11 protein-coding genes are annotated in these 13,066 nt (G+C 71.7%); 4 read left to right on the plus strand and 7 right to left on the minus strand.

Going from position 1 to position 13,066, the window contains the following annotated elements; translation table 11 throughout:
• Positions 1-17: 17 nt before the first annotated feature.
• Positions 18-872: a MaoC/PaaZ C-terminal domain-containing protein gene (locus tag OKJ99_RS38210; RefSeq protein ID WP_326023019.1), complete on the minus strand. Its 855-nt coding sequence runs from the start codon at positions 870-872 to the stop codon at positions 18-20.
• Positions 873-1,134: 262 nt separating this feature from the next.
• On the opposite strand from OKJ99_RS38210, the gene OKJ99_RS38215 reads away from it, so the two are divergent.
• The 4 genes from OKJ99_RS38215 to OKJ99_RS38230 all read left to right on the plus strand — a co-directional run bounded on the left by OKJ99_RS38215 (position 1,135) and on the right by OKJ99_RS38230 (position 4,751).
• On the plus strand, positions 1,135-2,082 hold the full coding sequence (locus tag OKJ99_RS38215) for an ABC transporter ATP-binding protein (protein WP_326023020.1): 948 nt from the start codon (positions 1,135-1,137) through the stop codon (positions 2,080-2,082).
• Positions 2,082-2,798, plus strand: a complete 717-nt coding sequence (locus OKJ99_RS38220; RefSeq protein WP_326023021.1) for an ABC transporter permease — start codon at positions 2,082-2,084, stop codon at positions 2,796-2,798. The genes OKJ99_RS38215 and OKJ99_RS38220 overlap by 1 nt, the downstream gene beginning before the upstream one ends.
• 16 nt (positions 2,799-2,814) lie before the next feature.
• Positions 2,815-4,050 carry a sensor histidine kinase gene (locus OKJ99_RS38225; RefSeq protein WP_326023022.1) on the plus strand — a complete coding sequence of 412 codons (1,236 nt, stop codon included), beginning with the start codon at positions 2,815-2,817 and terminating at the stop codon, positions 4,048-4,050.
• A 68-nt stretch (positions 4,051-4,118) separates the two neighbouring features.
• The gene (locus tag OKJ99_RS38230) at positions 4,119-4,751 is read left to right on the plus strand and encodes a response regulator transcription factor (protein WP_326023044.1); all 633 of its coding nucleotides are present in this window, start codon (positions 4,119-4,121) and stop codon (positions 4,749-4,751) included.
• A 74-nt stretch (positions 4,752-4,825) separates the two neighbouring features.
• Here the strand turns inward: OKJ99_RS38230 and OKJ99_RS38235 are convergent, their stop codons facing one another.
• The 6 genes from OKJ99_RS38235 to OKJ99_RS38260 form a co-directional block, all read right to left on the minus strand.
• A complete protein-coding gene (locus tag OKJ99_RS38235; RefSeq protein ID WP_326023023.1) occupies positions 4,826-6,280 on the minus strand; it encodes a DHA2 family efflux MFS transporter permease subunit in 1,455 nt (484 codons plus the stop codon).
• Positions 6,281-6,388: 108 nt separating this feature from the next.
• The gene (locus OKJ99_RS38240; RefSeq protein ID WP_326023024.1) at positions 6,389-7,582 is read right to left on the minus strand and encodes a lipid-transfer protein; all 1,194 of its coding nucleotides are present in this window, start codon (positions 7,580-7,582) and stop codon (positions 6,389-6,391) included.
• Positions 7,583-7,664: 82 nt separating this feature from the next.
• A complete protein-coding gene (locus OKJ99_RS38245) occupies positions 7,665-8,846 on the minus strand; it encodes a CaiB/BaiF CoA transferase family protein (protein WP_326023025.1) in 1,182 nt (393 codons plus the stop codon).
• Entirely contained in the window at positions 8,839-10,569 is a 1,731-nt protein-coding gene (locus tag OKJ99_RS38250; protein WP_326023026.1) for an acyl-CoA dehydrogenase family protein, read from the minus strand. Before OKJ99_RS38250 ends, OKJ99_RS38245 begins: the two co-directional genes overlap by 8 nt.
• A gap of 28 nt (positions 10,570-10,597) precedes the next feature.
• Positions 10,598-11,956, minus strand: a complete 1,359-nt coding sequence (locus tag OKJ99_RS38255; RefSeq protein ID WP_326023027.1) for an MFS transporter — start codon at positions 11,954-11,956, stop codon at positions 10,598-10,600.
• Positions 11,957-12,111: 155 nt separating this feature from the next.
• On the minus strand, positions 12,112-13,035 hold the full coding sequence (locus OKJ99_RS38260; RefSeq protein WP_326023028.1) for a LysR substrate-binding domain-containing protein: 924 nt from the start codon (positions 13,033-13,035) through the stop codon (positions 12,112-12,114).
• Positions 13,036-13,066: the final 31 nt, after the last annotated feature.

The raw sequence follows: 13,066 nt of genomic DNA on the forward strand, positions 1-13,066 counted from the left end.
TGTCCCTTTACCGGTGGTCAGTTGTGGTCGACGAGCGTGTCCGCGAGTACCGGCGCGTCCTCGCGCTCCACCGCGGTGACCGTCACCTGCACCTGTCCCGGCCGCTCCCACATGCGGACGCGCAGCGTCTCGCCGGGGAAGACGATCCCGGCGAAGCGCGTGCTGTAGCGGGTGATGCGGGAGACGTCGCCGCCGAGGGCCGTGTCCGCGACCGCCTTCAGCGTCATGCCGTAACTGCACAGCCCGTGCAGGATCGGCCTGTCGAAGCCGGCCAGCTTGGCGAACTCCGGGTCGGCGTGCAGCGGGTTCCAGTCGCCGGAGAGCCGGTAGAGGAGGGCCTGGTCCTCGCGGATGGTCCGCTCGACGGTGCGGTCGGGGGCGCGCTCGGGGACCTCCAGGCGCTCGGACGGCCCGCGCTCGCCGCCGAATCCGCCCTCTCCGCGCACGAAGATCTGGGAGTCGCTGGTCCACAACGGGCCGTCCGCGTCGGCGACTTCGCTGCGCAGCACGAGCACGGCCGCCTTGGTCTTGTCGTAGACGGCGGCGACGCGCGAGGTGGTGGTCGCGCTGCCCTTGACCGGGATGGGGCGGTGCAGCTCGATGGTCTGCCCGCCGTGCAGCACGTGGGCGAGGTTCACGTCGATGCCGGGCGCGGACAGGCCGCCGACGACGCCCATGCCGGCGCCCGCGACGGTCGCGAAGCTCGGCAGGACGTGCAGCTTCGACTCAAGGGTGTAGCGCAGCTCGTCGGGGTCGGTGGCGGGGGTGCCCGCACCGAGGCCCAGGTGGTAGAGCTGGACGTCCTTGTGGTCCCAGGTGATCTCGGCGGACCTGGGCTCGGCGGCTACGGCCTTCGCGGCGTCGATGGGCATAGAGGCAAACGCTCCTAAGGCTGGTCGAAGACCTCGGTGCGACCGTCCGCACCGTCGGCCGCACCGAGGTCGTCACGGGCCGGGTAGAACCTGTTCCAATTCCCCCGGCGCCCCCATGTATAGCCAAGAGCGCATCGCTTGGGAAGGGCCACAGCGCACCTTTCTGACGGTACGTCAGAAAGTCGGCAGTGACATTTGTACCGGCGAGGTGCGGACAACCGCATCTGCCGCCGCCCGGGCCGCCGTCCGTAGCGTCAGCGTCATGAAGACGACGAAGGCAGCGGCCGTCTCCTTCACGGGGGCCGTCAAGACGTTCGGTGAGGTACGGGCCGTGGCCGGCCTCGATCTGGAGATCGCGGCGGGCGAGACCGTGGCGCTGCTCGGCCGCAACGGCGCCGGGAAATCCACCTCGCTCTCCCTCCTGCTCGGCCTGGACGAGCCCGACGAGGGGCACGTGGAGCTGTTCGGCACGGCGCCGCAGGACGCGGTGCGGGCCGGGTGGGTCGGCGCGATGCTCCAGGAGGGACGGGCCGTGCCCCGGGTCACGGTCGCCGAGCTGGTCTCCTTCGTGGCCGGGCGGTACCCGCACCCCATGGACGTACGGGAGGCGCTGCGGCTCGCCGGGATCGAGGAGCTCGCCGGGCGCCGGGTCGACAAGCTGTCGGGCGGGCAGACACAGCGCGTGCGGTTCGCCGTGGCGCTCGCGGGCAGCCCGGCGCTGCTGGTGCTCGACGAGCCGACCGCCGCGCTCGACGTCGAGGCGCGGCACGCCTTCTGGGCGTCGATGCGGGCGTACGCGCGGCGCGGGCACACCGTTCTGTTCTCCACGCACTACCTGGAGGAGGCCGACGCCAACGCCGACCGGATCGTGGTGATCGACCACGGCCGGGTCGTCGCCGACGGCAGCGGCGACGAGCTGCGCAGGGCGGGCGGCGGCAGCCTCGTCTCCTTCGACCTGGCGGGGCGCGGCACGGCGGGGCTCGAACTGCTGCCGGGAGTGACGTCGGTGGAGGTGCGCGGGGACCGGGCCCGGCTGCGCACCGAGGACTCCGACGCGGCGGTGCTCGCGCTGGCCGCCCAGAGCCTCGTACGGAACCTGGAGGTCAAGACTGCTTCCCTGGACGACGCGTTCATGGCCCTGACCGCGGCCCCCGGCGCCTCCGCAGACCTCGACGAGCTCGACGATCCCGACCCCCTGGAGCGTGTGTGATGTGGGACTACCTGCGGCTCGAAGTGAAGCGCACGCTGCGCGACGGACGGTTCGTGCTCGGCACGATCGCGATGCCGGTGATGATGTACCTCCTGTTCACGAACATCGGTTCCACGGACGGGAGCTGGCGTACGGCATCGATGGTCGGCATGGCCGCGTACGGGGCGCTGGGCGCGGCCCTGAACACGGCGGGCGGGGTCGCCGAGGACCGGGCGATCGGCTGGCTTCGGCAGCTGCGGATCACGCCGATGACGCCGCGCCAGGGCGTACTGGGCCGGGCACTGACCGGGGCGGTGACGGTACTGCCCGCGGTCCTCGCGGTGATGCTGGCGGGCGCGCTGGTCAACGGCGTACGGATGGACGCCTGGAAGTGGCCGGCGATCGCGGTGCTGCTGTGGCTGGGCTCACTGCCGTTCACGATGCTGGGCCTCGGCAATGGCTACCGGCTGACCTCGCAGGCCCTGGGCGGCGTCAACATGCTCTGCTACCTGGGGCTCGCGGTGCTCGGTGGGCTGTGGTTCCCGGTGGCGCTGTTCCCCCAGTGGCTCCAGCAGATCTCCTCCTTCACGCCCACCAACCGCTTCGCCCAGCTCGGCACGGCCGTCGCGGACGGCCACGCGCCGTCCGTGGCGGCGCTCGTCGTGCTCACCGGCTGGCTGCTGGCCTTCGGTTCGTACGCTGTGGTCTCGTACCGCAGGTCCGCGCGCACCATCTGAGCTACGGGGGTCGGCCATGGCGTCGAGGAACAGGATCGGCAGCGGGATCCGCGCATGGCGGGACGCGCGGGACGAGTGGAAGGCCGACTACGCGCGGGTGAAGGCGGACCGCCGCCAACACGGCAGGCCGGCCGAGGAGTTGGGCCCGCCGCCCACCGGCTTCGCGCTGCTGCCGTGGCTGCTGATGGGGCTGGGCGCCGCGTCGAACCTCGTCCAGGGCAAGACGCCGCACCCGTGGGTCGGCGGCGCGGGCCTGCTCGTCTTCAACTCCCTCTACGTGTACGTGGTGTTCAGGGCGTTCCACAAGGAGACGCGGCGGGCCACGTCGACGCGGGCCGCGGTCGCCGCGATGGGGCTGCTCACGTGCGGGCTCGCCGGGGCGTACGGGGGCAGCTGGCTGGCGCTCTTCCCGCTGCTCGGGCTCGCGGTCGGGGCGGTGGCGCGGGGGCGGCACCTGGGGAAGGTCGGGCTCGCCCTCACGGTGCTCGCGGGCACGGTGTCCGGGCTGCGCGACGGGTGGGACGCGGTGAGCGTCGCGTACGGCACGTTCCTGTCCACGATGGTGACGGCGGCGATCCTGTCGCTCTCCGAGACGGTACGTGAACTGCGCGACGCCAGGGAGGAGTTGGCCCGCCAGGCCGTCGAGCAGGAACGGATGCGCTTCTCCCGCGACCTGCACGACCTGCTCGGCCACACGCTGTCGGTGATCGTGGTGAAGTCGGAGGCCGCGCGGCGGCTCGCACCGAGCAGCATCGACGCGGCCCTTGAGCAGGTCACCGACATCGAGGCGGTCGGCCGGCAGGCGCTCACCGAGATCCGGGAGGCGGTGACCGGCTACCGCGAGGGCAGCCTCTCCACAGAGCTGGACCGGGCCCGCTCGGCCCTCACGGCGGCGTCCGTCGAACCCGTCGTACGCCAGTCGGGCCCGCCCCTGTCGGCGCGGACGGAGGCGCTCCTCGGGTGGGTGGTGCGGGAGGCGGTGACCAACGCGATCCGCCACAGCGCGGCGACGAACTGCACGATCACGGTGGAGGGCACGGCGGACCGGGTCCGCCTTCGGGTGACCGATGATGGGGTGGGGCCCTCCGCAAGTGCCGGGGTTTCCGGGGGGACCGGGCTCAAGGGGCTGGCGGAGCGGCTCTCGGCCGCGGGCGGTTCCCTGCGCTCGGGCGAGGCCCCACGGGGCGGCTTCGAGGTGCGGGCGGAACTCCCCACGGGGGACCGCGAACCCACACTGGCCGCGCCCGCGTGATCCTTCGTCCCGGTCCGCCGTCCCCCGCGGCGGAGCCCGGAACCCGTAATCTCTGCACCGTGACCGAGATGCCGCAGGACCATCGTCCGGCCAAATGCATCCGCGTACTGCTCGCGGAGGACCAGGGCATGATGCGGGGCGCGCTCGCGCTGCTGCTCGGGCTTGAGGCCGACCTGGAGGTCGTCGCCCAGGTCGCCAGGGGCGACGCCATCGTCGACACGGCCCTCGAACACCGCCCCGACGTCGCCCTCCTCGACATCGAGCTCCCCGGCCGCAGCGGCCTCGACGCCGCCGCCGAGCTGCGCGACGAGGTCCCGGACTGCCGGGTCCTGATCCTGACCACGTTCGGCCGCCCCGGGTATCTGCGGCGGGCGATGGAGGCAGGGGCCGCCGGGTTCCTCGTCAAGGACGGGCCGGTCGAGGAGCTCGCCGAGGCGATCCGCAAGGTGCTGCGCGGGGAGACGGTCATCGACCCGGCGCTGGCCGCGGCGGCGCTCGGCGCCGGACCGAGTCCGCTGACCGCGCGCGAGGCGGACGCGCTTCGGGCGGCGGCGGACGGGGCGACCGTCTCCGACATCGCCGGGGAGTTGCATCTGTCGGAGTCGACCGTGCGGAATTATTTGTCGTCGGCGATCGGGAAGACGGGGGCGCGGAATCGGACGGAGGCGCTTCGGGCTGCCTCCGAGAAGGGGTGGCTGTAACGGGGTTGCGGTCGCGGGGCGCTGCCCCGGACCCCGCTGCTCAATCGCCGCAGGGGCTTAATTGGGCCCGCCGCTCAATCGCCGGCGGGGCTTGATCGCATGCCCGCCAGCAGTACCGTCGCGGCTACTACCAATATCGCCGAGCCGGTCGCGAATGCCCCCGCGTACCCCCTCGTCAGTGCGGTCGGGTCCACCGAACCCGCGGAGCGGCTCGTTGCCACCGTCGACAGGATCGCCAGGCCCAGTGCACCGCCCAGTGTGCGGGACGTGTTGACGAGGCCCGAGACCAGGCCCGCGTCGCCCGGCGCGGCTCCGGACGTCGCCAGTGACGCCAGCGGTGTCATCGCGCAGCCGGCCCCCGCCATCATCACGATTCCGGGCAGCATGATCGTGGTGACGTACGCGCCGTCCGCGCTCATCGTCGACTGCCACAGGAATCCGGCCGCGGTCACGAGCACGCCCACCACCGCCACGTTCCGCGCGCCGTACCGGGGCATGAGGCGCGGCGCGAACTTCGAGCCCGCGACGACCGCCAGCGAGCTCGGCACCAGCCCGAGGCCCGCCTCGATCGGCGTGTAGCCGAGCACGTTCTGCGCGTACAGCGTCATGAAGAACCACATGGCGAACGAGCCCATGCCGCACACGAACATCGCCGCGTTCGCGACCGCCACCGAGCGCACCTTGAACAGGCCCAGTGGCATCAGCGGCACCCGCGTGCGTGCCTCCACCACCAGGAACGCGACGATCAGCAGCAGCGCGATCCCCAGTGGCACCAGCGTCGCGGCAGCGCCCCAGCCCTGCTCCTCCGTCTGCACGATGCCGTACGCGAGGACCGCCGTGCCCGCCGTCACGAGCACCGCGCCGGGCAGGTCGAGCCGGCGCTCGCCGCCCGCGCGGGACTCCCGGATCCAGCGGGCCGCCGCCGCGAGGACGACCGCGCCCAGCGGAACGTTGATCAGGAGCACCCAGCGCCAGTTCAGCCCCTCGGTGAGGACGCCGCCGACGAGCCCGCCGGCCGCTCCGCCGCCCGCGCCGACCGCCGTCCACGTCGCGATGGCCCGCGCCCGCGCGGCCCCCTCCGGGACGGCGGAGGTGAGGATCGTCAGGGTCGACGGTGCGAGGACCGCCGCTCCCAGGCCTTGCACCGCCCGCGCCGCGAGCAGTTGCCAGCCCTCCTGCGCGAGCCCGCCCGCGAGCGACGCGAGCGTGAACAGGCCGAGCCCGACCAGGAACATCCGCTTGCGGCCGAAGAGGTCGCCGGCCCGGCCGCCGAGGAGCATGAAGCCGGCGAACGCGATCGAGTACGCGTTCACCACCCACTGCAGCCCGCTCGCGCTGAGCCCGAGGTCGGTGCGCATCGACGGCAGCGCGACGTTCACGACGGACACGTCGAGGACGACGAGGAACTGCCCGGCGCAGGCCACGGCCACCACCAGCCAGGCGGGCGGGGCGGCGGGCGTCCGCCCACGGGAACGTATCGCGTCGTCGGAGGCCGCTGTGGAAGCGGCGTCGGGGGGAGTCTGGGCCATGCGTGTCATGGTCTCAGTCGCCCGGCACCCCGTACATCCGGATTTCGCCGCAGACGCCGTGGGCCGCCCGGCATAGGTCCGTGGTCCTAGGGCCTGCCGCGGGCCCCTTCATGCCCGGCGCAGCATCGTCACCACCGCCGCGCCGCCGAGGCCGATGTTGTGCGCGAGGCCGACCCGCGCGTCCGGCACCTGCCGCGGGCCCGCCTCGCCCCTCAACTGCCAGGTCAGCTCGGCCGCTTGGGCGATGCCGGTGGCGCCCAGCGGATGGCCCTTGGAGATGAGGCCGCCGGAGGGGTTCACCACCCACTTCCCGCCGTACGTCGTCGCTCCCGACTCGACGAGCTTGCCGGACTCGCCCTCCGCGCACATGCCGAGCGCCTCGTACGTGAGGAGTTCGTTGATGGAGAAGCAGTCGTGCAGCTCGACGACGTCCACGTCCTCGATGCCGAGGCCCGACGTCTCGTACACCTGCCGCCCCGCCTCCCGCGACATCGGCTGGCCGACCACGTCGATGCACGAGCCGGACGCGAAGGACTCCTCCGTGTCCGTCGTCATCGACTGGGCGGCGATCTCGACCGCCTTGTCGCCCAACCCGCGTTCCTCCACGAAGCGTTCGGAGACGACGACCGCCGCTGCTGCGCCGTCCGAGGTGGGCGAGCACTGGAGCTTCGTCAGCGGCGTGTGGATGGTCTTGGCGGCGAGGATCTCGTCGACCGTGTACGCGTCCTGGAACTGGGCGTACGGGTTGTTCACCGAGTGCCGGTGGTTCTTGGCGCCCACCGCCGCCAACTGCGCCTCGCTCGTGCCGTACCGCTCCATGTGCTCGCGCGCGGCGTCGCCGAAGATCTGGGCGGTGGGCGGCGTCATCTCGAAGCCGTGGCGGGCCGCCATGATCCCGTAGTGCCGGGCGACGGGTGAGGTCTTGAAGTCCGAACCCGCGTCCGCTCCCCCGCCCAGCGCGCCGCGCTGCATCTTCTCGAAGCCGAGCGCGAGCACGCAGTCGCTGATCCCGCCCTCGACGAACTGGCGGGCCATCATCAGCGCGGTCGAACCCGTCGCGCAGTTGTTGTTGACGTTGTAGACCGGTATGCCGGTCAACCCCAGTTCGTAGGCGGCACGTTGGCCGGCCGTCGACGCCTGGAAGCAGTAGCCGACGGGGGCCTGCTGGACGTCCGCGTAGGAGATCCCGGCGTCGGCGAGGGCCGTGGTGCCCGCCTCCTTCACCATGTCCCAGTACTGCCAGTCCCGCGTCTCGGGCTTCTCGAACTTGGTCATGCCGACGCCGACGATGTACGACTTCATGGTTGCGCAGCCCTCCTGCCACTACCTTCATTAACTGACGGTTCGTCAGATAGTGGCAGGGTGAGCCGTCCAACGGAAGGCCTCAGGGGCCCAGCAAGCGGTCGATCTCCGCCTCCCCGTAGCCGATTTCAGCCAGTACCTCCCGGCTGTGCTGGCCCAGCGTCGGCGGCGCGGAGCGCACCGCCGGGCGCGCGCCGCGGAACGTGACGGGGAACGCGACCTGCTCCAGCGGCCCCACGTCCGGATGGTCGACCTTCTGCACCATGTCGAGGGCCGCCGTCTGCGGGCAGTCGTAGACCTCGTCGAGGGTACGGATGGGGGTGACGGGCACGCCGAGGGGCTTCAGCAGGCTCACCCAGTGGGCCACCGGCTCGTCGACGAGGACCGCCTCCAGCTTGGCGTTCAGGGCCGTACGGTGCGTCACCCGGTCCCGGTTGCTCACGAAGCGCTCGTCGTCCGCCCACTCCGGGTGGCCGAGGGCGGTCACGAGGCGGCGGAACAGCGCGTCGTTGCCGACCGCGATCACGAAGTGCCCGTCGGCCGCCCGGTACGCCTGGTACGGGACGAGGCTGGGGTGTCCCGAGCCGAGCCTCGCGGGGCGCTCACCCGTCGCGAAGTAGCCCGTCGCCCAGTTGATGTGCAGGGCGAGCTGGGACTCGTAGAGGGAGGTCGTGACGTACTGGCCGCGGCCCGTGCGCTCGCGCTCGACGAGGGCCGCGTTCACGCCGATCAGGCCGAAGAGGGCGGCCCCGAGGTCGCCCATCGCGTAGCCCGCCTTGACCGGGGGTCCGTCGGGTTCGCCGGTGAGCGACATCAGTCCGGCCGACGCCTGCGCCACCATGTCGTAGCCCGGTTCGTCGCGCAGCGGTCCCGTGTCGCCGAAGGCCGAGATGTGCAGGATGACCAGGCGCGGATAGCGGGCGCTCAGCTCCTCGTAGTCGAAGAGGCGGGCGAGCGAGGAACCGGGACGGAAGTTCTCCACCATGACGTCCGCGTCGGCGAGCATCCGGTGCACGGCCTCCTGCCCTGCCTCCGACTTGAGGTCGAGGGCCACCGAGCGCTTGTTGCGGTTGGCCGCCAAGTAGTAGGTGGCGTCGGGGCCGTTGAAGGGCGGGCCCCAGGAGCGGGTGGGGTCGCCGCCCTCGGGGTGCTCGACCTTGATGACGTCGGCGCCGAGGTCGGCGAGCGACATGGTGACGTAAGGACCCGCGAGGATCTTCGACAGGTCGACGACCTTCATGCCGGTCAGGGGCGTGTCAGGCACGGTGGGGCTCCTGGAGCTCGGCGAGCGGGACCTGTCCACCGTCGGCCAGCGCGGCGAAGTGGTCCAGGGCGGTGCGGGGCGGCGCGTCCGGGTCGTCGGCGAGCGCCGTGTAGGTACGGGCGACGAGCAGCGCGCGGCCGTCGCCGCTCGTACGGGCCTCGTGCTCGGCCTGCTCGTACAGGAGCGTCTCCATGACGGCGCGGGTGAGCTCGTCGGCGTAGCGGCCGATGCGCATCTCCTGTTCGTCCGCCGGGAGTTCAAGGAGGGCGTCGCCCTTCTTGCGGAGGAGCTCCCAGCGGTCGCCGGGCAAGGTGTCGGCTCGGAAAAGTGTCGCACTGACAGGTGTCAGTGCGACACTTTCCGCAGCAGGCACCTCTTCCGGCGCGACACGCGGGCTGCCGTACGTGTCGGCGAGGGTGTGGTGGGCGTTCTGGCGGCGCATGCAGCGCAGCACGTCGAGGGCGATGACGTTCGACGAGCCCTCCCAGATGGACCCGAGGTGGGCGTCGCGGACGAGCCGCGGGTTGACCCAGTCCTCGATGTAGCCGTTGCCGCCGCGGATCTCCATGGCCTCGCCGGTGACGGTGCGGGCGCGCTTGCACAGGGTGTGCTTGGCGAGGGGGGTGAGGACGCGGACGAGCGCGCGGGCACTCTCGTCCCCCTCGTCGGCGGCGGTCAGACGGGCCGCCGCTTCCAGCACCAAGTGCAGCGCCGCCTCGGTGTCGAGGATCATCGGGAGCAGCGTCGCCCGCATCAGCGGCTGGTCGAAGAGGGGCTTGCCGAAGACGTTCCGTACGCGGGTGTGGTCGACGGACTCGCGGACGGCGCGGCGCATCAGGGCCGTGGCGCGCATGGCGTTGGAGAGGCGGGAGACGTTGAGCATCTCGGCCATCTGCCGGAATCCGTTGGCGAGTTGACCGACGGGGGTGGCGTACGCCTCTTCCAGTGTCACCTCGCCGCTGGCGATGGAGCGCGACCCCAGCTTGTCCTTGAGCCGGTCGATGCGGATGGCGTTGCGGCTGCCGTCGGGGCGCAGTCGCGGCACGAGGAACATGCCGAGGCCGCGCGTGCCTTCCCCCTGGCCGGGGACGCGGGCGAGGGTGAGGATCACGTCGGCGGACGGGTTGGAGGCGAACCACTTCTTGCCGCTGAGGGTCCAGTGGTCGCCCTGGTCGGTGGCGACGGTCTCGGTCAGCCCGACGTCCGTGCCGCCCTGCTTCTCCGTCATGAACATCGCGCCGGTGGACCGGAGTTCGGGGTCCGTGGAGGAGAGGGCGGCGATCTCGTCGGCGTACCGCTCGGGGTCGAAGAGGCGCAGGATGCGGGCGGCGGAGTCGGTCATGGACAGCGGGCAGGCCATGCCGAACTCGGACTGTACGTAGAGGTAGGACAGGGCGTACTTGACGGTGTGCGGGACCTTGGTGGGCCAGCCGAGGACGCCGGGCCTGTGGGACATGCCGGCGAGGCCGAAGCGCTCGTAGGCGATGGCGGCGACCTTGTCGTGGGCCGGGTGGAAGGCGATCTCGTCGACGCGGGTGCCGTCGGCGGCGTACTGGACGAGCTTCGGCGGATTCGCGTCGGCGAGGGCGGCCTGCCGGTCGAGCTCCCCGGCGGCCAACTCCCCGAGCTCGGCGAGCAACGGCTCGACCCGGCCACGATCCTCCGCGGACAGCACGCGCCCGAGGAGAGGACGCAGGACGGGATCACGGTCGGCGTAATTCAAGAGGGAACCTCCAGATCAGGTGGGTACATCAAGCCCCGCCGGCGATTGAGGCGCGGGGTCCGGGGCGGAGCCCCGTGTCGTCGGGACGCCGGGGCGCGTCAGATCCGGTCCGGGCCAACAGCGGCAGCACCCCCGCAAGGGTGATCGCCGTATAGGCAAGGCCGAGCGCGACCACCGGCCAGATCGAGTCGAAGGCGTTCAGGAGATACTGCGAGACGATCGGCGCGGTCCCGGCGAAGAGCGTCGTGCACAGCTGGTACGACAGCGACATGCCGGTGTAGCGGACTTCGACGGGGAAGACGCGGGCGAGGATCCCGGCGAGCGCCGCGTAGTACATGGCGTGCGGGAAGGTCGCGAGGCCCATACCGAGGACGGCGAGCCAGAAGTTGCCGGTGCCGACCAGCATGAACATCACCGGCAGCACCACGAATTCGGGGATCAGCATCCACAACACGGCCTTGCGGACCGGCCACTTGCTCGCGAGCACCGCACCGAAGGGCTGCACGATCACCTGCACCACGAGGGCGAGCGCGATGACGGTGAGGAACGTCGACCGGTCGAAGTCCAGGTCGGACGTGGCCCACGACAGGGCGAACGTCGTCTTCACGTAGGTGATGGCGACACCGGCGGTACCCGCGAGAACACCCAGGAACACCAGCAGCGGATAGCGGGTGAGGACGGTCTTGATGGGCAGCTTGACCGGCTTGTTGCGGGCGAGCGCGGCCCGCATCTCGGGCGTCTCCGCGAGCTTCAGCCGGATGAAGAGCCCGACCGCGACGAGCACGGCGGAGAACAGGAACGGCACGCGCCAGCCCCACGACTCGAAGGCGGCGTCCGGGAGCTGGGCGATGCCGAGGAAGGAGAGCGTGGCGAGCAGATTGCCGACCGGCGAGCCCTGCTGGGCGAACGCCCCGTACAGCAACTTCCGCTTGGGCGGGGCGTATTCGGTGGCGATGAGCACGGCGCCGCCCCATTCACCGCCCATCGCGACGCCCTGGATCATGCGCAGGAGCACGAGCAGGATCGGAGCGGCTGCGCCGATCCGGTCGTAGCCGGGCAACAGGCCCACGCAGAAGGTGGCGCCGCCCATCATGGTGAGCGTGGTGATCAGGGCCTTCTTGCGGCCGTACCTGTCACCGAAGTGCCCGAAGATCAGGCCGCCGAGGGGGCGGGCGAGGAAGCCGACCCAGAACGTGGCGAAGGCGGCGAGCGTGCCGACGGCGGGCGAGGCGTCGGCGAAGAAGATCTTGCCGAGGACCAGCGCGGAGGCCGATCCGTAGATGTAGAAGTCGAACCACTCGATGGTGGTGCCGACGAACGCGGTGACTCCGGCGCGGCGGGCGTCCCGGGCGAGGGCCGGATCGGGGGCGGGGGCGTCGTGCTGCATGCGAGCGTCCTCTCGGTGCGGCGGATCCCGCCCGTGTGGGCACGGACACCGCGGCCCGTGCACGCTCCGTCGCGAGACGCGGATCACTCTGCCCCCACGCATTAGGCGCTGTCCAAGACCAATTCCGGGGCCGATTGAGCTGCGATCGCGCGCAATCAGCTCCCGGGCTCCGAAGCCGCCGGGGCGTCCCCCGGCGTCGGCAGCACGTCCTGCGCCACCCGCAGCACCGCCTTCAGCGCCGCCGACGGATTGCCGCTGCGCCAGCCGAGCGCGATCGGCAGGACCGGCACCTCGTCCCCGGCCAGCGGCCGGAACACCACGTGTTCCAGGTGGATGTTGCGCGCCGACTCGACGACGACCGCGACACCGACGCCCGCACCGACGAGCGCCAGCATGTTGTACGAGTCCGGGGCCTCCTGCGCGATCCGGGGCGCGAACCCGGCGTCGTGGCACGCCTGCACCACGGCGTCCCGCACCGCCGACTCACGGGACAGCGGGAACGTCACGATGGGCTCGTCCGCGAGCGCCCGTACGGGAACCTCGGCGAGGTCGGCCAACGGATGACTGTCGGGCAGGGCGATGACGAGGCGCTCCATGCGGACGACCCGGGCGGTGATGCCGCGCCGCACCGGGAGCGCCACGAAGCCGATGTCGAGGGTGCCGTCGGTGACCCGGCGCAACGCCTCGCCGCTGTAGGTCTGACCCTCCAACACCAGCTCGATACCCGGGAGTTGGGAGGTGACGGCACGGGTGAGCAGCGGCAGCGCCGCGTAACTGCTGGCCCCGGCGAAGCCGACGGACACCCGCCCGACCTCACCCAGGTGCGCGGCCCGCACCGTCCTGTGCACGGCGGAGGCGTCCGCGAGCAGCCGCCGGGCCGGCTCCACGAGCGCCTGCCCGGCGGACGTGAGACGGACGGTGCGGGTGGTGCGATCGAAGAGCTTCACGCCCAGGTCACGTTCGAGCAGCTTGATCTGCTGACTGAGCGGCGACTGCGCAATGTGCAGCCGCTCCGCAGCCCGCCCGAAGTGCAGCTCTTCCGCTACCGCCACGAAGCCGGTGAGGTGTTTCAGTTCCACGGAACGAGGCTACGGGGCCATATCGGTTCGG

The organism is Streptomyces endophyticus (assembly GCF_035798155.1).
Classification (GTDB): domain Bacteria; phylum Actinomycetota; class Actinomycetes; order Streptomycetales; family Streptomycetaceae; genus Streptomyces; species Streptomyces endophyticus.

What these genes read in the sequence shown, in the direction of transcription:
- OKJ99_RS38210 (WP_326023019.1), bottom strand. Translation starts at nt 872, where the DNA reads ATGCCCATCGACGCCGCGAAGGCCGTAGCCGCCGAGCCCAGGTCCGCC.
- OKJ99_RS38215 (WP_326023020.1), top strand. Translation starts at nt 1,135, where the DNA reads ATGAAGACGACGAAGGCAGCGGCCGTCTCCTTCACGGGGGCCGTCAAG.
- OKJ99_RS38220 (WP_326023021.1), top strand. Translation starts at nt 2,082, where the DNA reads ATGTGGGACTACCTGCGGCTCGAAGTGAAGCGCACGCTGCGCGACGGA.
- OKJ99_RS38225 (WP_326023022.1), top strand. Translation starts at nt 2,815, where the DNA reads ATGGCGTCGAGGAACAGGATCGGCAGCGGGATCCGCGCATGGCGGGAC.
- OKJ99_RS38230 (WP_326023044.1), top strand. Translation starts at nt 4,119, where the DNA reads ATGCCGCAGGACCATCGTCCGGCCAAATGCATCCGCGTACTGCTCGCG.
- OKJ99_RS38235 (WP_326023023.1), bottom strand. Translation starts at nt 6,280, where the DNA reads ATGGCCCAGACTCCCCCCGACGCCGCTTCCACAGCGGCCTCCGACGAC.
- OKJ99_RS38240 (WP_326023024.1), bottom strand. Translation starts at nt 7,582, where the DNA reads ATGAAGTCGTACATCGTCGGCGTCGGCATGACCAAGTTCGAGAAGCCC.
- OKJ99_RS38255 (WP_326023027.1), bottom strand. Translation starts at nt 11,956, where the DNA reads ATGCAGCACGACGCCCCCGCCCCCGATCCGGCCCTCGCCCGGGACGCC.